Source organism: Streptomyces sp. NPDC002809, assembly GCF_040295435.1.
GTDB lineage: Bacteria > Actinomycetota > Actinomycetes > Streptomycetales > Streptomycetaceae > Streptomyces.
The window spans coordinates 1-19357 of sequence record NZ_JBEOVJ010000119.1; the positions used below are offsets into that span (position 1 = coordinate 1).

The 19357-nt window shown below is 69.4% G+C and carries 15 protein-coding genes; 8 read left to right on the forward strand and 7 right to left on the reverse strand.

Translation table 11 applies throughout. The features are described from left to right. Positions 1 to 194: 194 nt before the first annotated feature. The 5 genes from ABT025_RS36995 to ABT025_RS37015 are packed head-to-tail and all read right to left on the reverse strand — an operon-like array spanning position 195 to position 5691. Complete coding sequence (locus tag ABT025_RS36995) at positions 195 to 1505, reverse strand: DUF58 domain-containing protein (RefSeq protein WP_351003075.1); 1311 nt, start codon at positions 1503 to 1505, stop codon at positions 195 to 197. A gap of 11 nt (positions 1506 to 1516) precedes the next feature. Beyond that, positions 1517 to 2518: an AAA family ATPase gene (locus ABT025_RS37000; protein ID WP_351003076.1), complete on the reverse strand. Its 1002-nt coding sequence runs from the start codon at positions 2516 to 2518 to the stop codon at positions 1517 to 1519. A 14-nt stretch (positions 2519 to 2532) separates the two neighbouring features. Then, a complete protein-coding gene (locus tag ABT025_RS37005) occupies positions 2533 to 3759 on the reverse strand; it encodes a DUF4350 domain-containing protein (protein ID WP_351003065.1) in 1227 nt (408 codons plus the stop codon). Beyond that, complete coding sequence (locus tag ABT025_RS37010) at positions 3756 to 4451, reverse strand: DUF4129 domain-containing protein (RefSeq protein WP_351003066.1); 696 nt, start codon at positions 4449 to 4451, stop codon at positions 3756 to 3758. Before ABT025_RS37010 ends, ABT025_RS37005 begins: the two co-directional genes overlap by 4 nt. Positions 4452 to 4455: 4 nt before the next feature. Further along, positions 4456 to 5691: a DUF7847 domain-containing protein gene (locus ABT025_RS37015; RefSeq protein WP_351003067.1), complete on the reverse strand. Its 1236-nt coding sequence runs from the start codon at positions 5689 to 5691 to the stop codon at positions 4456 to 4458. 140 nt (positions 5692 to 5831) lie between these two features. On the opposite strand from ABT025_RS37015, the gene mtnA reads away from it, so the two are divergent. The 7 genes from mtnA (at position 5832) to ABT025_RS37050 (ending at position 14334) form a co-directional block, all read left to right on the forward strand. Further along, positions 5832 to 6974: an S-methyl-5-thioribose-1-phosphate isomerase gene (gene mtnA, locus ABT025_RS37020; protein WP_351003068.1), complete on the forward strand. Its 1143-nt coding sequence runs from the start codon at positions 5832 to 5834 to the stop codon at positions 6972 to 6974. 4 nt (positions 6975 to 6978) lie between these two features. Continuing rightward, positions 6979 to 7668: a two-component system response regulator MtrA gene (gene mtrA, locus ABT025_RS37025; RefSeq protein WP_187740742.1), complete on the forward strand. Its 690-nt coding sequence runs from the start codon at positions 6979 to 6981 to the stop codon at positions 7666 to 7668. Between the two features lies 1 nt (position 7669). Continuing rightward, the gene (gene mtrB / locus ABT025_RS37030) at positions 7670 to 9694 is read left to right on the forward strand and encodes an MtrAB system histidine kinase MtrB (protein ID WP_351003069.1); all 2025 of its coding nucleotides are present in this window, start codon (positions 7670 to 7672) and stop codon (positions 9692 to 9694) included. After that, positions 9684 to 11552 (forward strand): LpqB family beta-propeller domain-containing protein, encoded by a 1869-nt coding sequence (locus ABT025_RS37035; protein ID WP_502972118.1) that lies wholly within the window; start codon positions 9684 to 9686, stop codon positions 11550 to 11552. The genes mtrB and ABT025_RS37035 overlap by 11 nt, the downstream gene beginning before the upstream one ends. Before the next feature lie 101 nt (positions 11553 to 11653). Continuing rightward, positions 11654 to 12382, forward strand: coding sequence for a ComF family protein (locus ABT025_RS37040; protein ID WP_351003070.1), 729 nt, complete (start codon positions 11654 to 11656; stop codon positions 12380 to 12382). Positions 12383 to 12703: 321 nt separating this feature from the next. Beyond that, positions 12704 to 13393 carry a ribosome hibernation-promoting factor, HPF/YfiA family gene (gene hpf / locus ABT025_RS37045; RefSeq protein WP_148018960.1) on the forward strand — a complete coding sequence of 230 codons (690 nt, stop codon included), beginning with the start codon at positions 12704 to 12706 and terminating at the stop codon, positions 13391 to 13393. A 185-nt stretch (positions 13394 to 13578) separates the two neighbouring features. Further along, a complete protein-coding gene (locus ABT025_RS37050; protein WP_351003071.1) occupies positions 13579 to 14334 on the forward strand; it encodes a response regulator in 756 nt (251 codons plus the stop codon). A 34-nt stretch (positions 14335 to 14368) separates the two neighbouring features. Here ABT025_RS37050 and ABT025_RS37055 read toward each other — a convergent pair whose 3' ends face one another. Both ABT025_RS37055 and ABT025_RS37060 read right to left on the reverse strand, forming a co-directional pair. Further along, the gene (locus tag ABT025_RS37055; RefSeq protein WP_351003072.1) at positions 14369 to 15544 is read right to left on the reverse strand and encodes a winged helix-turn-helix domain-containing protein; all 1176 of its coding nucleotides are present in this window, start codon (positions 15542 to 15544) and stop codon (positions 14369 to 14371) included. A 48-nt stretch (positions 15545 to 15592) separates the two neighbouring features. After that, positions 15593 to 16180 (reverse strand): GNAT family N-acetyltransferase, encoded by a 588-nt coding sequence (locus ABT025_RS37060; protein ID WP_351003073.1) that lies wholly within the window; start codon positions 16178 to 16180, stop codon positions 15593 to 15595. Positions 16181 to 16420: 240 nt separating this feature from the next. On the opposite strand from ABT025_RS37060, the gene secA reads away from it, so the two are divergent. Next, positions 16421 to 19237 carry a preprotein translocase subunit SecA gene (secA, locus tag ABT025_RS37065; protein WP_351003074.1) on the forward strand — a complete coding sequence of 939 codons (2817 nt, stop codon included), beginning with the start codon at positions 16421 to 16423 and terminating at the stop codon, positions 19235 to 19237. Positions 19238 to 19357: the final 120 nt, after the last annotated feature.

The following is a 19357-nucleotide window of genomic DNA, read 5'->3' on the forward strand; positions in this document are numbered from 1 at the left end:
TGGGAGAGTAGGACGCCGCCGAACTCCTTTTGATAGTTAAGCCCCGTGCCCTTGTGGCACGGGGCTTTTCTGCGTTCCGGACCAGGTCGCCGGCGAACCGGGACAGATGTCAGCGGACACGACCCGATGCATCTTGGTCGTGCCCGCTGATTCTTTCGTGGGTCTGCCTGCCGGTGACGACTACGGGACAGCCCTTACAGTCGCCCCGCTGCCTTGAGAGCCAAATAGGCGTCGGCGAGGGCCGGCGCGAGTTTGTCAGGGGTGGCGTCCACGACGACCACGCCGTGACGCTGGAGCTGATCCGCAGTCCTACGCCGACGAGACTGAGCCTGGGCTCCGGCAGCGGCTTCATAGATCGCGTCCACTGTTCCTCTCGCGCCCGCCATGTCCTCGACGTGCGGGTCCCTAACGGCCGCCAGCAGCACGGTATGCCGCTGGGTGAGACGCGGGAGTACGCGCAGCAGGCCCTCTTCTACAGGCGCTGCGTCAAGGCTGGTCAGGAGCACGATCAAAGAGCGCCGGGGAGCGTTGGCCAGCGCTGCGGCGCTCAGACCGCGTGCGTCGGTTTCCACGAGTTCCGGTTCCAGCGGCGCCATGGCGTCGACCATCACCGACAGGATTTCTCCCGCTGCCCGGCCCCGGACCTGGGCGCGTACACGACGGTCGTAGGCGAGGAGGTCCACACGGTCGCCGGCGCGGGTGGCAAGGGCGGTGAGGAGCAGTGCCGCGTCCATCGACGCGTCGAGACGGGGGACATCGCCGACCCGGCCCGCTGACGTTCGGCCGGTATCGAGGACGATGAGGAGGTGACGGTCGCGCTCGGGGCGCCAGGTCCGTACGGCCACCGCGGACTGCCGCGCGGTGGCCCTCCAGTCGATCGAGCGGGTGTCATCACCGGGAACGTAGGGGCGCAGGCTGTCGAATTCCGTGCCCTCGCCCCGGGTGAGGACGCTTGTGCGGCCGTCGAGTTCCCGCAGCCTGGCGAGGCGGGACGGCAGGTGTTTGCGACTCGTGAAGGGGGGAAGGACACGTACTTTCCAAGGGGCATGATGACTGCCCTGGCGTGCTGCGAGTCCCAGCGGGCCATAGGACCGGACGGTGATCTGCTCGGCCTGGCGGTCGCCGCGGCGGGTGGGGCGCAGAAGTGTGGTGACACGGCGACGCTCACCCGGCGGGACATCCAGTTTGTGGCGAGACGCGGCCTGGTCCGTACCCGGTAGCCAACTGCTGGGAGGCCAGGCGTCACGGAGGTGTGCGCGCAGGCGGCGGCGGGAAGGATTGACTACGGTGAGTTGCACCTCGGCGCCGTCACCGAGTCGAACGCTTGTATCGCCGGATCGAGTGAACTGCAGCGGGCGCACTGGCGCTGCCAGGGCGTAGTCGCACAGAATAGCTAGAGAGAGCGGGGCGTTGACCGCGAGCATGCCCGTCCAACTCGGGGCCAGAATGCCTACAGGGAGTGACCCCAGAGCGGCGAGCAGAGCAGTGCGTCCGGTAAGGGCCACCATTCACCGCCTCAACGGGGTACGGGGACGTGGGCGAGGACCGCGGTAATGACGGAGTCCGGGGTGACTCCCTCCATCTCCGCCTCGGGCCGCAGCTGGATGCGGTGCCGGAGCGTGGGGAGCGCGAGGGCCTTGACGTCATCGGGGGTGACGTAGTCGCGGCCGGTCAGCCAGGCCCAGGCCCGGGCAGTGGACAGGAGAGCTGTGGCACCTCGGGGTGAGACACCGAGGGCGAGCGAGGGGGATTCGCGCGTGGCACGACAGATATCGACAACGTAACCGGCGATCTCAGGCGAGACGGTGGTTTGGGCGACAGCGGTGCGTGCTGCTTCAAGGTCAGCGGGCCCGGCGACCGGGCGTATGCCCGCCGCCTGCAGGTCGCGAGGGTTGAAGCCGTTGGCGTGCCGGGTCAGGACGTTGATCTCGTCGTCACGGGTCGGCAGCGGGACGGTGAGTTTGAGCAGGAACCGGTCCAACTGGGCTTCAGGGAGAGGATATGTGCCCTCGTACTCCACCGGGTTCTGGGTGGCTGCAACGAGGAAGGGGTCCGGCAGGGGGCGCGGGACTCCGTCGACGGTGACCTGGCGTTCCTCCATGGCCTCCAGAAGGGAGGACTGCGTTTTGGGAGGAGTCCGGTTGATCTCGTCGGCGAGCAGGAGGTTGGTGAACACCGGCCCCGGCTGGAAGGAGAACTCGGCGGTGCGGGCGTCGTAGACCAGTGAGCCGGTGACATCACTGGGCATCAGATCCGGGGTGAACTGGACACGCTTGGTGTCGAGTTCGAGTGATGCTGCGAGCGCCCTGACCAGGAGGGTCTTGGCCACACCGGGGACGCCTTCGAGCAGGACATGGCCGCGGCAGAGCAGCGCGACGACGAGACCGGTGACCGCCGCGTCCTGGCCGACCACGGCCTTGGCGATCTCGGAGCGCAGCGCTTCCAGGGAGGCACGGGCCGCGGCGTCGCTGCTGACGGTCTCTGTTGTCTCGGCTGTCCCGGTTGTCCCGGTGGGCATGGGGGGCGGGGCGCTCATGAGGTACGGACCTCTCTTTCGAGGGTGTCGAGTTGGTCTGCCAGAAGGACGAGAGCTTTGTCGTCGGAGGGGGCCGAACCGAAGAGCAGTTGGTGGAGGCCGGTGTCGCCAGGGTTGCGGCGCGCGGACACGGCGGGGAGGAGGGCCGCGGGGGAGTGCGCGTCACTCGGGGAGACGCCGACAAGGGGAGCGATGCGGGTACGAGTGGCGGTGCGCAGCGCGTCGGCGGCCCGGTCGCGGGCGTTGGCCTTGCGCTGGAGGCGGGCGCGGCCCTCGGTGGATTCGGAGGCGCGGATGGCCACGGGCAGCCGTTCGGCGATCACTGGACCCAGGCGCCGTGCCCGCCAGATGGCGGCAAGTACGGCGGCGAGGGCGAGTTGAAGGGTCCCCCAGAGCCAGCCCGAGGGGATGAGATCGATGAAGCTGCTTTCGTCTTCGGCGCTGTCGCGGTCCGTGCCGGTGGCCTTGTCCCCGCCGCTGTCCGCGGCGGAGGGATCGCTGAGAGAGGGGAGGTACCAGATCAGATGTGGTCGCGAGCCGAGGAGTTGAAGGGCCAGAGAGGCGTTGCCCGCCTTGTCCAGACGGTCGTTGTGGAGGAGGTCGGGGGATCCGAGCAGGGCGGTGTCACCCGATGCGGGTCGCTCCACCATGAGCAAGGTAGGAAGGCCGCCGGCCGGGTAGCAGGCGAGGGCTTCGAGACCGTCCGACCTGTAGCGGAAGCCCCCGGTGTCCGCGTTACCGGCCTGGCGTGCGGCAGCCAGCGAACACTGCGGGGCCCGTGTGGAGACCGGTGCGGAGGACTCGACGTGGACACCGGGGACCAATATGCCGACCGATGTCGGGCCCGGGGCGATGAGCACCGTCCGGCCGCCCGCGTCGGTGGTCATCGCGTGGAGCGTGCTCTGCTGAGACGGTGTCAGAAGATTGGGAGCGGCAACGAGCAGTGTGGCGTCGGGGCCGGCCGCGGACGTGGCGGCCTGGAGCGTGGTGACGATGCGGACGGAAACGCCACGATCCTTGAGGAGTTCGGCCACAGCCCTGCTGCCGTACGGGTCTGCGGAGCGGGGGTCGAGCCGGCCGTGCTGGTCTCCGGAGCGGGCGGCCGCCAGGGCGATGCCCGCGGCAGCGAGCACGAGGAGGGCGAGAAGGAGCCCGCGCGTGCGGTTCCAGACCTGGCTCGGAGTGGGAGAGGTGGACGTGGGGCGGGTGGTGGCCGCGGTCATTCGGCAGCCTCCGGAAGCGTGCCGGACAGTTGCGGTGTGGCGGACTCGAGGTCCAGATCCAGAGCGAGCACGGTCAGGTACGCCTGCCGGTCGGCGGAACGCCCGCCGTATGTGACGTCGTCGAACGCCTGGGCCGCCGCCCGGAGCCGTGCGGCGTGGGCAGGAAGTGTGCGGCCCGCCTCGGCGGCGGCTTCGTCGGCGGTGCGTCCGGGGCGGGCATCGAGAAGAGTGCGTTCCTCCAGGGAACGGACAATGGCGCGCATCCGCTCCTGGACGGCTTGGCTCCACCGGCCGGCGGCGGCGTGGGCCTCGGCGGTGGCGCGGTGTTCCGGCGCGCTGCGGGGGCCGCTCTCGAAGAGGGCTTCCGTGACGAGCGGGCCGCGCTGCGGGGCGCCCAGACGCCACAGGAGCGCGGCGATCAGAGCGATGACGATCAGGACGAGTACGACCAGTCCCGCAGGCCCGCCCGGGGCGGCGTCGGAGGCGGACGAGAGGAGGTCGCCGATCCAGCTCCACAGATGGTCCAGAGCACGCTGGAGCGGGTTCGGATCGTTCTCGTGGTACATCGGTTCGGACAATTCGTGCCGTGCGGCCTCGCGGGCGGGTACCCGTGGAATGTCCACGGGTATGTCGCCGCTCGACCGGATCAGCAGCTCTGCCGCCGCTGCCGTTGTGCCACCCGCCCCCGACACGGTGTCAGCTCCTGTTGTCGTAACCCGGCAGACCGGCTGCCCGGGCGAGGTCGAGGTCGAGTGCCTCGCGTCGGATGCGCTGGTCCACGTAGAGGAGGGCCGTGACGCCGGCGGACAGTGGATAGATGATCGTCGCGACGACCACGTCACCGATGGCGGAGACGATCAGGAACGGCCAGCCGAAACCGGTGGCTCCTTCGGTGAACAAGGAGTTCAGGCCGCCGTCGTCCACGGCCATCGCGATGAGGCCGAACGGGATGCCGATCACCAACGTCACGATGAGCGTCAGCAGCGAGGTGAGCGCGAGGACGCCGAACGTCCGCCACCAGGCGCCGCGGACCAGTTTGGCGGAACGCCGCATGGATGCGGTGATCGACTGCCGTTCCAGCATCAGCGCCGGGGAGGCGAGCCAGAAACGGACCAGGAGCCAGAGGATCACACCACCGGCGGCGAGCAGTCCGATGAAGGAGAGGCCGGCCCCGGCTGTGTCGCCGATCAGGAAGCCCGGGAGGATTCCCACCGCCATGATGGCCGCGGCCATGAGGGTCAGCAGGAACGTCAGGCCCAGGAGCGGGAACAACCGGGGCCGTGCCTCGGCCCAGGCGTCGGAGAGCGTGACGGGGCGGCCCAGCACCGAGCGACTGATCACCACGGTCAGTACCGCGGTGGTGAAGATCGTGGCGAGCATCGAGATGAGCAGCGGCGGGGCGGTGTTCAGCAGGCTGGTGCGGAGCGAATCGGTGGCCTGGCGCAAGGCCTCCGAGCCCGTGGCGTTCCGGTCGATCGACGTGGGTTCAGGCAGCAGATACCGCTGCACGAGCAGGTCGGCCACCTGGGCGATCACGGAGACGGCGAGAGAGATGCCGAGGACCGTGCGCCAGTGCGCACGCATGGTGGATACGGCACCGTCCAGGATCTCGCCGACGCCCAGAGGCCGGAGGGGGATGACACCGGGCTTGGCCGCAGCCGGCGGTCGTCCCCACCCGGGGCCCTGCGGGGGAACGCCCCAACCCGGGTAGGGAGGCGGAGTGCCGGGGCCGGTGCCGGAAGTGCTCGGTGGGGACCACTGCCCTGCGGGCGGCTGCGTGGAAGACCAGTTTCCCGCAGACCCGCTGCCGTCGACAGGCTCGGAGGGGCGGGGGACGCCTGGCTCCTGGCCGTCGGAGGGGCGGGGGGCGCCTGCCTCCTGGCCGTCGGAGGGGGCAGATCCGGGCGAGGCCCAGCCCGGAGTGTCGTTCATTCTCGCTCCTTCACGGTCCTGTCCGCGCATCGGGGCGTCAGGTTGGCAGCCATCGTGCCACGCGTTCGCCCCGTCCGGGCCTGGCGCTGTATCTCCTTCGTTCCTTCATGCTCGGGCGGCTCACGGGGCAGACTGGACGGATGGCTGATCAGGACGCGCAATCGCCGGTGGGCTTTGAGCCTGCCGCGCTTTCCGTACTTCGCTGGGACGAGCCTCCGGAAGGTCCTGTGCTGGTGCTTCTCGACCAGACGAGGCTGCCGGCAGAAGAAGCCGAACTGGCGTGTACCGACGTTCCCGCGCTGGTGGAGGCGATCCGGACGCTGGCCGTGCGCGGGGCGCCGCTGCTGGGCATCGCAGGGGCCTACGGGGTGGCTCTCGCGGCCGCGCGGGGATACGACGTGGCGGAGGCCGCGGGCCTGCTGGAGCAGGCGCGGCCCACCGCGGTGAACCTCGGGTACGGCGTTCGCCGTGCCGCCGCGGCCTACTGGGCGGCCGTCGACAAGGGGGCCGGTGCGGAGCAGGCGGCGGCGGTGGCGCTGGACGAGGCCCGGGCACTGCACCGGGAGGACGCAGTGGCCAGCGGGCACATGGCCCGGTTCGGGCTTGCTCTCCTGAGTGAGCTGCTTCCCGGCGGCGGGCACCGGTTGCTGACCCACTGCAACACCGGGGCCCTGGTCTCCGGGGGCGAGGGAACGGCATTCGCGGTCGCGCTCGCGGCGCACCGGGCGGGCAGGCTCAGGCGACTGTGGGTGGACGAGACCCGCCCGCTGCTGCAGGGCGCCCGGCTGACCGCGTACGAGGCGGCGCGCAACGGCATGCCGTACAGCTTGCTCACGGACAATGCCGCGGGATCGCTGTTCGCCGCGGGAGAGGTGGACGCCGTGCTCATCGGGGCGGACCGCATCTCCGCGGACGGATCGGTGGCCAACAAGGTGGGGAGCTATCCGCTCGCGGTGCTCGCGAAGTACCACCACGTACCGTTCATCGTGGTGGCACCGACCACGACCGTGGATCTGCACACCGCGGACGGTGCGGCCATCACGGTGGAGCAGCGGCCGGCGAGCGAAGTGACCGAGCTCACATTGCCGCAGTCGAGGGTCGACGGAAGGGGTGCCGGAGTGCTCGTGGCCCCGGTGGGAACCCCGGCGTACAACCCCGCGTTCGACATCACACCGCCGGAGCTGGTCACGGCGATCGTCACGGAGGAGGGCGTAATCTCCCCGGTCACAGGGGTCGGACTGGCAGAGCTGTGTGCCAGGTCATCGCAGGTAACGATTAGCTAATGGGATGATGTCGATTATGAAGGGACGCGTCCTTGTCGTCGACGACGACACCGCACTGGCCGAGATGCTCGGGATTGTGCTGCGTGGTGAGGGGTTCGAGCCGTCGTTCGTAGCGGACGGCGACAAGGCACTTGCTGCATTTCGTGAGGCAAAGCCGGACCTGGTTCTGCTGGATCTCATGCTGCCCGGTAGGGACGGCATCGAGGTCTGCAGGTTGATCAGGGCCGAGTCCGGTGTGCCGATCGTCATGCTCACTGCCAAGAGCGACACGGTTGACGTAGTGGTGGGCCTGGAGTCCGGGGCCGACGACTACATCGTCAAGCCGTTCAAACCTAAGGAGTTGGTTGCCCGGATCAGGGCACGTTTGCGCAGGTCCGAGGAACCGGCACCGGAGCAGCTGACCATCGGGGACCTGGTCATAGATGTGGCCGGGCACTCGGTGAAGCGGGACGGGCAGTCCATCGCCCTGACCCCGCTGGAGTTCGACCTGCTGGTCGCGCTCGCCCGCAAGCCGTGGCAGGTCTTCACCCGTGAGGTACTCCTCGAGCAGGTCTGGGGATACCGTCACGCCGCTGACACCCGTCTGGTGAATGTGCACGTGCAGCGACTCCGCTCCAAGGTCGAGAAGGACCCGGAGCGGCCGGAGATCGTCGTGACCGTCCGAGGTGTCGGTTACAAGGCCGGACCGAGCTGACATGTCCCTGGGTAGCACTGCTCCGAAGCCCGGGGAGCCGGGAGTCCGTGCGGAGCGGGCTACCGGTTCAGGGCACACGTCATCTCCGGTCGGACGTTTCCTGCGGGGCGGCCGGTTGTTCCATGACCGGGCGCCCGGCGGGCCGGTTCCACGCCTGCTGATGCGATGGGTGCGGGGCCCGCTTCTGCCCGCAGTGCGGCTGTGGCGGCGCAACCTCCAGCTGCGGGTCGTCGCCGGCACACTGCTGATGTCACTCGGTGTGGTGCTGCTGCTCGGCCTCGTCGTGATCGGGCAGGTGCGCAACGGCCTGCTGGACGCGAAGGGCAAGGCTGCCCAGACACAGGCAGCCGGCGGGTTCGCGGCCGCCCAGGAGAAGGCGAACGCTCCGCTCACCCCCGGTGGGCAGGGCAGTGACGCCGCAGACGGCACGACGGCCAACAACTCCTGGCGGACCGAGCTCGTCGATCAGCTCGCCAGTGGTGGGAAGAACGCGTTCAACGTGGTGGCGCTCAGCGCCGACGAGGGGTCCCGTGCGCCCCGCGGCTCGGGCAGCGTCGAAGCCGCAAGCATTCCGCAGAAGCTGCGCGAGTCGGTGAACAAGGGCCCGGGAGCGTTTCAGACGTACTCGCAGATCAAGTACGCGAACGGGCAGGAATCGCAGCCCGGTCTGGTCGTGGGCAAGCGGCTCTACGACATCGACCGCAATCCGTACCAGCTCTACTACGTCTTCCCGCTGACTCAGGAGGAGAAGTCCCTGACGCTGGTCAGGGGCACGCTGGCGACCGCGGGTCTGTTCGTGGTCGTGCTCCTCGGGGCCATCGCGTGGTTCGTGGTGCGCCAGGTCGTCACCCCCGTACGCATGGCGGCGGGGATCGCCGAACGGCTCTCGGCGGGCCGGCTCCAGGAGCGGATGAAGGTCACCGGCGAGGACGACATCGCCCGGCTAGGCGAGGCCTTCAACAAGATGGCGCAGAACCTTCAGCTGAAGATCCAGCAGTTGGAGGAGCTCTCCCGGATGCAGCGGCGCTTCGTCTCGGACGTCTCGCACGAGCTGCGGACGCCGCTGACGACTGTGCGGATGGCAGCCGATGTGATTCACGAGGCCCGCGTCGACTTCGACCCGGTCACGGCGCGTTCCGCGGAGCTCCTCGGGGACCAGCTCGACCGGTTCGAGTCACTGCTGTCCGATCTGCTGGAGATCAGCCGGTTCGACGCGGGAGCCGCGGCTCTGGAGGCGGAGCCGATAGACCTCCGGCAGGTCGTGCGACGGGTGATCGGTGGCGCCGAGCCGCTGGCCGAGCGCAAGGGCACCCTGATCCGGGTCGTCGGCGACGAGCAGCCGGTGATCGCCGAGGCCGACGCGCGACGGGTCGAGAGGGTCCTGCGCAACCTGGTAGTCAACGCCGTCGAGCACGGCGAGGGACGCGATGTCGTGGTGCGGATGGGAGTGGCGGGCGGAGCGGTCGCCGTGGCCGTCCGGGACTACGGTGTGGGGCTGAAGCCCGGCGAGGCGACCCGGGTGTTCAACCGTTTCTGGCGGGCCGATCCCGCCCGCGCCCGTACGACGGGCGGCACCGGACTCGGACTGTCCATCGCCGTCGAGGACGCGCGGCTGCACGGCGGCTGGCTGCAGGCCTGGGGCGAGCCCGGTGGGGGTTCGCAGTTCCGGCTGACGCTGCCGCGTACGGCGGACGAGCCGCTGCGCGGTTCGCCGATACCGCTGGAGCCCGAGGACTCGCGGCGCAACCGTGAGAACCGGGAACGGGCCGCGGCTGCTCCCACCCAGGGCAGTGACCACCGGCTGGTGGCGGTTCCCTCGCAGCCGGCGGGTACGGACCGGGCGGCACTGCCCGTACCGGCCCGCGCACCCATGCCTGCCCGGACCGCACCGGCTTCGGTGCATCCGGCAGCCCTGCCGGGCAACGGCGCGCGTGTGGTGCCGCGTCCCGCCGATGCGCGGCCGGGCCGTCACAACGACTCTCCGGGGCAGGATCCGGGGCGGGAGGACACGACTCGTGGTCACTGACCGTCGTCAGGGCGGCCGTGGACGTGCGGTGGGGGTGACCGTGCTGCTCGGGTGCGGCGCCCTGCTGCTGTCCGCATGCGGCTCGATGCCCGTCACGGGGGACGTCAAGGCCGTGGACGCCTCGCAGCCCGGCGACTCCCAGGTGCAGGTGTACGCGGTGGCTCCGCGTGACGGAGCCACTCCGAACGAGGTGGTCGACGGTTTCCTGGAGTCGATGACCAGTGACGACTCCGATTTCAGGACCACGCGCCAGTACCTCACGAAGAAGGCGTCGAGCAGCTGGAAGCCGGGCGCGTTCACCACGGTGCTGGCCAAGGCGCCGAACCGGAGCGACCGGCCGGTCCACGAGAGCGACCGCAGTACCAACGAGGTCACCTACACCCTGACAGGTGAGGAGGTGGCAACGGTCGACGACCAGAACGCCTATCAGCCGCTCGCGCCCACCGACTACTCCCGCACGCTTCACCTGGTGCGGGAGAAGGGTCCGGACGGCAGCGAATGGCGCATCGGCAGCGTGCCGGACGGTCTGGTCCTCGGGCAGTCCGACTTCAAGCGGCTCTACCGTTCCGTCAACAAGTTCTACTTCGCCACCGGGCGGACCGAGGCGCAGTCCACCCTGGTCGCCGACCCCGTCTACATCCGTAACCGGACCGATCCGGCCACCGGCATGGACACGGTGACGCAGGCCGTCCGCAGCCTCCTGAGGGGGCCCACCGACTGGCTGCGGCCCGTGGTCGCCTCCCGCTTTCCCGCTGGTACCGGGCTGCGGAAGGGCGTCACGTCCCTGACTCCGGACGACCGCAACGTGCTGAAGGTCCCGCTCGACAAGAAGGCCGACGGGGTCGGGCAGCGCTCCTGCCGGATGATGGCCTCGCAGGTGCTCTTCACCCTCCGGGACCTGACCTCCGCACGCGTCGAGCAGGTGGAGCTCCAGCGTTCCGACGGTTCGGCGCTCTGTGTCCTGGGGGCGGACCAGGCCGAGGAGTACGCCCCCGACGGTTCGTCGGGCGGGCCCGACAGCCAGTACTTCGTCAATGGCAAGGGACACGTGGAGCGCATTCCGGGGAGCACCCGGGGCAGCGGTGAGCCGGAGCCGGTGGCCGGCCCGTTCGGCAGCGGCTCGCTGCGGGTGAGCGCGGTCGGCGTGGCCCGGGACGAGCAGACGGCGGCAGCTCTCTCGCAGCACGGGGACGCGCTCTACGTCTCCTCCATCGCCGCGGACGGCGAGCTTCCCGTCCCGGCGGTGACGAGCAAGGCCGGCAACTCCAAGGACCGGCTGACGGCGCCCAGCTGGGACAGCCGGGGCGACCTCTGGGTCGCCGACCGCGACCCCCGCGACCCACGGCTGCTGCGGCTGGCCGGCGGCACGGGCAAGCCCCAGGAGGTCTCCGTACCGAGCCTGGGCGGCGGCCGGATCACGGCACTGCGCCTGTCCTCGGACGGGGTGCGCATCGCACTGCTGCTGACGAGGGACGACGGGACGACGGCGCTGAAGATCGGCCGGATCGAGAGGCAGGGCACGCAGAGCCAGGAGCAGGTCTCCGTGGTGGATCTGCGGCAGGCCGCACCGCAGCTGGCTGATGTGACCGCGATGTCGTGGTCGGGCGGCAGCCGCCTCGTGGTGGTCGGCAAGGAGCAGGGAGGGGTGCAGCAGGTCCGCTACGTGCAGGCGGACGGCTCGACACCTTCCTCGGGCGTACTGCCCGGAGTCAACCAGGTGCGGGCCATCGCGGCGGCGGACGACGAACAGCTGCCGCTGATGGCGGACACGGTCGGCGACGGGATAGTGAAACTGCTGCCCGGAGACAACTGGCAGACCGTCCTGAAGGCAGGTTCGGCACTCGTCTATCCGGGCTGACGCCCGCAGACGGGATGACGGCCGGGCGTTGTCCCGGGGGTTGGCCGGGGCGGTTGTCCACAGGGGTGGCCGGGCTGCCTCGACGCCTGCACAGTGGAGTCATGCGCGGGTGGTGGCGGGAGATCGCCGGACTGGTCCTGCCGGTGGACTGTGGAGGCTGCGGCAGGCCGCGGACCGAGCTGTGCGAGGAGTGTGGCGCGCAGTTGTACGGCGGGGTGCCGCGCCGGGTGAGGCCCGATCCGGAGCCGGCAGGCCTGCCCGTGGTGCACGCGGCCGCCGGATACGAGAACGCGGTACGGGCGGTGCTGCTGGCCCACAAGGAGCGGGGTGTACTCGGCCTCGCAGGAGCAGCCGGCAGGGCGCTGGCGGGTGCCGTGAGGGCCGGGGCGGGATCGTCGCCAAGCGCGGGACCGCTGTTGCTCGTGCCCGTACCTTCCGCGCGGCGGGCCGTCGCGGCGCGCGGGCATGATCCTGCCCGTCGGATCGCGCTGGCGGCCGCGGCGGAACTGCGGCGTTCGGGCACGTCCGCCCGGGTGGCCGGGGTGCTGCGGCAGAGGCGTCCGGTGGCCGACCAGTCAGGGCTCGGGGCCCGGGAGCGCCGGGCGAATCTGGCGGGTGCGCTGGGGGTCGTGGCCGGGGGTGAACGTCTGCTTGCCGCCGGTCGGGTGGTGCTGGTGGACGACCTGTTGACGACGGGTGCCTCACTGGCCGAGGCGGCGCGTGCGATCGACGGTGCCGACGGGTGGGGGAGCGCTGGTCCAGGGGTGCGTCACGCGGCCGTCGTCGCAGCTTCTCCGTCCGCCTTCGAAATAAACCGGAACTGGAACTGAACTTGCATCGTTGCAGGTAGTGAGTGGGTAAAAGGACCTGAACGGAGGTACGCGCGAGTAGCGGGTGCCGACATCCGCCCGGGCAGGCTATGTTCGGTTGTGAGGAATGGTGAATGCCAGGCCTCGGCGAATGCATCACCAGGTTTCGGGCAGGTGACCCACCGGAGTTCGGAAACCGGGAATTCGGTGGGGTGGAGACCTTGCCGACGGGGGAGGAGGAGGTGGAAGTCACCGAGTCCGCGGCTCCGGCCATCACCGGAGCCTGGTGCAAAAGGGAGATGCTCCGCCGCTGAGCGGAGCGATCCGGGAACGGAGTTCTGCGTGGACATCGTCGTCAAGGGCCGCAAGACCGAGGTGCCCGAGCGGTTCCGCAAGCACGTGGCCGAGAAGCTGAAGCTGGACAAGATCCAGAAGTTCGACGGCAAGGTGATCAGCCTCGACGTGGAGGTGTCCAAGGAGCCGAATCCTCGTCAGGCAGACCGCTCCGACCGAGTGGAGATCACGCTCCGCTCGCGTGGACCGGTCATCAGGGCAGAAGCGGCCGCAGGCGACCCGTACGCAGCGCTGGACCTGGCCACAGGCAAGCTGGAGGCGCGGCTGCGCAAGCAGCACGACAAGCGCTACAGCCGCCGCGGCACGGGCCGTATCCCCGCTGCGGAGGTCGGTGAAATGGTGCCGGACGCGGCGTCGTTCAACGGCGACGGCGAGCTGGTCGCCGACGAAGCGGCACAGCCCGTACCCACCACCAGGATCGGCTCGCTCGAGGTACAGGGCGAAGGACCGCTGGTGATGCGCGAGAAGACACACGTCGCGGCACCCATGTCTCTCGACCAAGCGCTCTACGAGATGGAGCTGGTCGGTCACGACTTCTATCTGTTCGTCGACTCCGAAACGAAGGAACCCAGTGTCGTCTACCGGCGGCATGCCTACGACTACGGTGTCATCCATCTGAGGACCGACCCTCTGGCCGCTGACGAGGCGGGCGGCGCGGGCGGTGCGCTCGGCGGCTGACGCCACCATTTTGTGGTGCCCCTGGAGCGCCTGTGCGCCCCCAGGGGCACCCGCGTGCGACCACAGGATCACCGCTCTGACGCCCAGGCATGAAATCATGGCCGTCCCAAGCCAATCGGTGCTCTGTGAACTGCCGTTGGCGGACGTTTGTGAACTTCAGGCCGTGGCCTTCAGGGGGAGGAACGATGGCGGACACCTTCGGGCCCGTGCGCGATGCGAATGATGCCGACGACGCTGCCGGTGCCCATACCGGCGCGGACGACGACAGCGGTTCCCGCAAGGAGCCGATCCGAGTCCTCGTGGTCGATGACCACGCTCTGTTCCGACGAGGCCTGGAGATCGTCCTCGCGCAGGAGGAGGACATCCAGGTCGTAGGTGAGGCGGGCGACGGGGCGGAGGCGGTCGACAAGGCGGCCGACCTGCTGCCCGACATCGTCCTGATGGACGTGCGCATGCCCAAGCGAGGCGGTATCGAGGCCTGCACCTCCATCAAGGAAGTGGCGCCCAGCGCGAAGATCATCATGTTGACGATCAGCGACGAGGAAGCGGATCTCTACGACGCCATCAAGGCGGGTGCCACCGGGTATCTCCTCAAGGAGATCTCCACGGACGAGGTCGCCACCGCGATTCGCGCGGTCGCCGACGGGCAGTCCCAGATCAGCCCCTCCATGGCGTCCAAACTGCTCACCGAGTTCAAGTCGATGATCCAGCGGACCGACGAGCGCAGGCTGGTTCCGGCACCGCGGCTCACGGAACGTGAGCTCGAAGTGCTCAAGCTGGTCGCTACGGGCATGAACAATCGGGATATCGCGAAGGAACTCTTCATTTCCGAGAACACCGTGAAGAACCACGTCCGCAACATTCTGGAGAAGCTCCAGCTGCACTCGCGGATGGAAGCCGTGGTCTACGCCATGCGGGAGAAGATCCTCGAGATCAGGTGACCGGGCCCGGGGGCAAAGCCCCGGGAATGTGCGGTCACGCCAGGACGCGGGCGATTTCCCGGGTGAGCGGCCCGCGCAGCTCCGGCGCGACCACCCGTTCCACCCGGACCTCCGTGCAACCGACCCAGGAAGCGGCTTCCACCAGCGCCTGCGCCATCGGCGTCACGGCCTTCGCGTCCGCCAGGGACACCTGCCGGGCGACCAGCGTCGTGCCCTCGCGGGCCGGGTCGACCCGGCCCTGCAGCCTGCCGCCCGCCAGCAGTGGCATCGCGAAGTAGCCGTGGATCCGCTTGGGCTTGGGGACGTAGGCCTCCAGGCGGTGGGTGAAACCGAAGATCCGCTCGGTCCGCGCGCGCTCCCAGACCAGCGAGTCGAACGGCGACAGCAGCGTCGTGCGGTGGCGTCCGCGCGGCTCGGAGGCCAGAGCGGCCGGATCCGCCCAGGCCGGCTTCGCCCAGCCCTGCACCGTGACCGGGACCAGGCCGGAGTCCGCCACCACGGCGTCGAACTGCTCGCCCTTGAGCCGGTGGTAGTCGGCGATGTCCGCGCGGGTGCCGACGCCCAGTGACTGCCCCGCGAGTGCCACCAGCCGGCGCAGGCACTCGGCGTCGTCCAGATCGTCGTGGAGCACGGCATCGGGCAGAGCACGCTCCGCGAGGTCGTAGACCCGCTTCCAGCCGCGCCGCTCGGTGCACACCACCTCGCCGTACATCAGGGCCCGCTCGACGGCCACCTTCGAGGCGGACCAGTCCCACCACTCCCCGCCGTTCTTCGCGCCGCCCAGTTCCGTCGCCGTCAGGGGGCCCTCGGCGCGCAGCTGCTTGATGACGGTGTCGTAGGCGCCGTCCGGCAGGTCGTGGTGCCACTGCGGGCGCGCGCGGTAGGCGCGGCGGCGGAAGGCGAAGTGCGGCCACTCCTCGACCGGCAGGATGCAGGCCGCGTGCGACCAGTACTCGAAGGCGCGGCCACCCGACCAGTACGCCTCCTCGATCGTGCGCCGCCCTACCGCGCCCAGACGTGCGTAAGGAATCAGTTCGTGCGACCGGGCGAGCACCGAGATCGTGTCGAGCTGTACGGCTCCGAGGTGCCGCAGGACCCCGGGCGCCCCGGCCCTGCGGTCCGGGGCGCCGAGGAAGCCCTGGGCGCGCAGGGCGATCCTGCGGGCCTGGTCGGCGGAGAGTTCGGCTGCGGGAGGCTGCACAGACGTCATGCCTCGCACCCTAGAGGGCGGCACTGACATCCAGACCGGGACCACCCCTCACGGGCGGGCGGGGGCATCGGCCGGGAGGTAGGCGTCGGTCCCGGGCAGGCCGAGGTCGGACGGGAGCAGGCCGCCGATCCACGCGTCGCGGCGCACTCCCTTGTTGAGCACCCCGGAGCGCTGGTCGCCCTCCATCCGGAATCCGGCACGCAGAGCGACGGCCCGCGAGGCGTGGTTGCCGGTCTCGGCCCGCCACTCCAGCCGGTCCCCGCCGAGCGAGGCGAAGGTCCAGCGGGCGGCGCAGAGGACCGCCTCCGTCGTGTAGCCGAGTCCGCGGTGCTCCCTGGCGGTCCAGAATCCGACCTCGTACGTGCCGGGCACGGTGCGCCGGTTGATGCCGAGCGCTCCGGCCAGGGCGCCGCCGTCGCGCACCACCACGGCGAAGTTGTACATGGAGTCGTCCTGCCAGCCGCTGGGCGAGAGCTGCCGGGCGAAGAACTCCGCGTCTGCGCGGCCGTACGGCGAGGGGACGACCGTCCAGCGCTGGATGTCGGGGTCCTGGCAAGCCGTGTGCAGATCCTCCGCGTCACCCGGGACGAAGGGGCGCAGCAGCAGGCGGTCGGTGGTGAGAGTGATCGGCTCCATGTACGGATTCTGCTGAGCGAGCGGCTTCGGGGCGAGTACTTTTCGGGCTTCCCGGCACCTTCGGTGCCCTTCGGCCGTTGACTCGGAAGGGTGCTGCGGGGTCAACGCAGTGGCAGCCCTCCCGGCGCGGCGGGGTCCTCGCTTACGATGGCCGTTGCGGTGGGGCCCACCTGCCGTGCCCGCGCCAGAGTCCATAACACGACCCAGTGCCAGGCCCGACCGGCAAGGAGACCAGCCTCAGTGTCCGTCTTCAACAAGCTCATGCGTGCAGGCGAAGGCAAGATCCTGCGCAAACTGCACCGCATCGCGGACCAGGTCAGCTCCATCGAAGAGGACTTCGTCAACCTCTCCGACGCCGAGCTGCGGGCGCTCACCGACGAGTACAAGGAACGGTACGCGGACGGCGAGAGCCTGGACGACCTGCTTCCCGAGGCATTCGCGACCGTCCGTGAGGCCGCAAAGCGGGTTCTCGGACAGCGCCACTACGACGTCCAGATGATGGGCGGCGCAGCCCTGCACCTCGGTTATGTGGCCGAGATGAAGACCGGCGAGGGCAAGACCCTCGTCGGCACCCTGCCCGCGTATCTCAACGCGCTCTCGGGCAAGGGTGTGCACCTGATCACGGTCAACGACTATCTGGCCGAGCGTGACTCGGAGATGATGGGCCGGGTCCACAAGTTCCTCGGCCTGAGCGTCGGCTGCATCATCGCCAACATGACTCCGGCCCAGCGCCGCGAGCAGTACGGCTGCGACATCACGTACGGAACGAACAACGAGTTCGGGTTCGACTACCTCCGCGACAACATGGCCTGGGCGCAGGACGAGCTCGTCCAGCGCGGCCACAACTTCGCGATCGTCGACGAGGTCGACTCGATCCTGGTCGACGAGGCCCGTACGCCGCTGATCATCTCCGGCCCGGCCGACCAGGCCACCAAGTGGTACGGCGACTTCGCCAAGCTGGTCACGCGCCTGTCCAAGGGCGAGGCGGGCAACCCGCTCAAGGGCATCGAGGAGACCGGCGACTACGAGGTCGACGAGAAGAAGCGGACCGTCGCGATCCACGAGTCCGGTGTCGCGAAGGTCGAGGACTGGCTCGGCATCGAGAACCTCTACGAGTCGGTGAACACCCCCCTCGTCGGGTACCTCAACAACGCCATCAAGGCCAAGGAACTCTTCAAGAAGGACAAGGACTACGTCGTCATCGACGGCGAAGTCATGATCGTCGACGAGCACACCGGCCGTATCCTCGCCGGCCGCCGCTACAACGAGGGCATGCACCAGGCGATCGAGGCGAAGGAAGGGGTGGACATCAAGGACGAGAACCAGACCCTCGCCACGATCACCCTGCAGAACTTCTTCCGCCTCTACGGCAAGCTCTCCGGCATGACCGGTACGGCGATGACCGAGGCCGCCGAGTTCCACCAGATCTACAAGCTCGGCGTGGTGCCGATTCCGACCAACCGGCCGATGGTCCGGGCCGACCAGTCGGACCTGATCTACCGCACGGAGGTCGCGAAGTTCGCCGCCGTCGTCGACGACATCGCCGAGAAGCACGAGAAGGGCCAGCCGATCCTGGTCGGCACCACCTCGGTCGAGAAGTCCGAGTACCTCTCGCAGCAGCTCTCCAAGCGCGGTGTGCAGCACGAGGTCCTCAACGCCAAGCAGCACGACCGGGAGGCGCCGATCATCGCGCAGGCCGGCCGCAAGGGCGCCGTCACGGTCGCGACGAACATGGCGGGCCGCGGTACGGACATCAAGCTGGGCGGCAACCCCGACGACCTGGCCGAGGCGGATCTGCGCCAGCGCGGCCTGGACCCGGTCGAGCACGTCGAGGAGTGGGCGGCCGCGCTGCCCGCGGCGCTGGAGAAGGCCGAACAGGCGGTGAAGGCCGAGCACGACGAGGTCAAGGACCTCGGCGGGCTGTACGTCCTCGGTACCGAGCGACACGAGTCGCGTCGTATCGACAACCAGCTGCGTGGCCGTTCCGGCCGTCAGGGCGACCCGGGCGAGTCCCGTTTCTACCTCTCCCTCGGCGACGACCTGATGCGTCTGTTCAAGGCGCAGATGGTCGAGCGCGTCATGTCGATGGCCAATGTGCCCGACGACGTGCCGATCGAGAACAAGATGGTGACACGGGCGATCGCGTCGGCGCAGTCGCAGGTCGAGCAGCAGAACTTCGAGACGCGTAAGAACGTCCTGAAGTACGACGAGGTGCTCAACCGGCAGCGCGAGGTCATCTACGGAGAGCGGCGCCGGGTCCTGGAAGGTGAGGACCTGCAGGACCAGATCCGCCACTTCATGGACGACACGATCGACGACTACATCCGCCAGGAGACGGCGGAGGGGTTCGCCGAGGAGTGGGACCTGGACCGGCTGTGGGGCGCGTTCAAGCAGCTCTACCCGGTGAAGGTCACGGTCGCCGAGCTGGAGGACGCCGCCGGGGATCTCGCCGGTGTCACCGCCGAGTTCATCGCCGAGTCCGTCAAGGGCGACATCCACGAGCAGTACGACGAGCGGGAGAAGACGCTCGGCTCCGACATCATGCGTGAGCTGGAGCGGCGTGTGGTGCTGTCCGTCCTGGACCGCAAGTGGCGTGAGCACCTCTACGAGATGGACTATCTCCAGGAGGGCATCGGCCTGCGGGCCATGGCGCAGAAGGACCCGCTGGTCGAGTACCAGCGCGAGGGCTTCGACATGTTCAACGCCATGATGGAGGGCATCAAGGAGGAGTCCGTCGGCTACCTGTTCAACCTGGAGGTCCAGGTGGAGCAGCAGGTCGAGGAGGTTCCCGTGCAGGACGCGGCGACGTCGCTGTCCAAGGAGGACGCCGTTCCGGCGGCGCGTCCGGAGATCCGGGCCAAGGGGCTCGACGCTCCGCAGCGTCCGGACCGGCTGCACTTCTCCGCTCCCACGGTGGACGGGGAGGGCGGTGTCGTCGAGGGCGACTTCTCCAACGGTGACGGTGCTGGTTCCGCGGAGTCGGACGGGCTCACCCGGGCGGAGCGGCGCAAGGCGCAGAAGAGCGGTGGCGGTGGTGGTCGGCGCCGCAAGAAGTAGCGTGCGTTGATTGCTGTCGTGGGGGGGGGGGGGGGGGCCGGGGGGGGGGGGCGCCCCCCCCGCCGCGGGGTCGTGGGGGTGGGGGGGGGGTTGGGGGTGGGGGTTGGAAAGAAAAAAAAA

Bases quoted from the DNA above. Each gene is read 5' to 3' on its own strand.
- ABT025_RS37000 (WP_351003076.1), bottom strand. From the start codon at position 2,518: ATGCCCACCGGGACAACCGGGACAGCCGAGACAACAGAGACCGTCAGC.
- ABT025_RS37005 (WP_351003065.1), bottom strand. From the start codon at position 3,759: ATGACCGCGGCCACCACCCGCCCCACGTCCACCTCTCCCACTCCGAGC.
- ABT025_RS37015 (WP_351003067.1), bottom strand. From the start codon at position 5,691: ATGAACGACACTCCGGGCTGGGCCTCGCCCGGATCTGCCCCCTCCGAC.
- mtnA (WP_351003068.1), top strand. From the start codon at position 5,832: ATGGCTGATCAGGACGCGCAATCGCCGGTGGGCTTTGAGCCTGCCGCG.
- mtrA (WP_187740742.1), top strand. From the start codon at position 6,979: ATGATGTCGATTATGAAGGGACGCGTCCTTGTCGTCGACGACGACACC.
- mtrB (WP_351003069.1), top strand. From the start codon at position 7,670: ATGTCCCTGGGTAGCACTGCTCCGAAGCCCGGGGAGCCGGGAGTCCGT.
- ABT025_RS37040 (WP_351003070.1), top strand. From the start codon at position 11,654: ATGCGCGGGTGGTGGCGGGAGATCGCCGGACTGGTCCTGCCGGTGGAC.
- ABT025_RS37050 (WP_351003071.1), top strand. From the start codon at position 13,579: ATGGCGGACACCTTCGGGCCCGTGCGCGATGCGAATGATGCCGACGAC.
- ABT025_RS37055 (WP_351003072.1), bottom strand. From the start codon at position 15,544: ATGACGTCTGTGCAGCCTCCCGCAGCCGAACTCTCCGCCGACCAGGCC.
- ABT025_RS37060 (WP_351003073.1), bottom strand. From the start codon at position 16,180: ATGGAGCCGATCACTCTCACCACCGACCGCCTGCTGCTGCGCCCCTTC.